General features: G+C 59.8%; 1 protein-coding gene. It reads left to right on the forward strand.

Annotated features, from left to right (window positions below):
• Nucleotides 1–13 precede the first annotated feature (13 nt).
• On the forward strand, nucleotides 14–403 hold a 390-nt coding region (locus FNX44_RS30205; RefSeq protein WP_500274223.1), incomplete at its 3' end, for a serine/threonine protein kinase.

Consider the following 403-nt stretch of genomic DNA (forward strand, 5'->3'; position numbering starts at 1 on the left):
TTCCCACCCTGCCATCGTGCGCGTGCTCAATTTCTTTCGGGAAAACGGCACCGTCTATATGGTGATGACGTATGAGCAGGGTAAAACGCTGCAGGAACACATCCTCACCGCGCGCCAGCAAGGCAAGCTGAAGATGCTGCGCGAGCGCTTCATCCGCCAGGTCTTCCATGACCTGATGAGCGGGCTGCGCGAAGTCCACATCCACAAGCTGCTGCACCTCGATATCAAGCCCGGCAATATCTACCTGCGCGAAGATTTTTCGCCGATCCTGCTCGATTTCGGCGCTGCACGGCAGACGCTCACCGCCGAAGCCTCGCGCTTCCAGCCGATGTACACGCCGGGCTTTGCCGCACCGGAGCTGTACCGCAAGCACAACGAGCTGGGCCCGTGGACGGACATCTAT

This window comes from Streptomyces alkaliterrae, assembly GCF_007097205.2.
Classification (GTDB): Bacteria; Actinomycetota; Actinomycetes; order Streptomycetales; family Streptomycetaceae; genus Streptomyces; species Streptomyces alkaliterrae.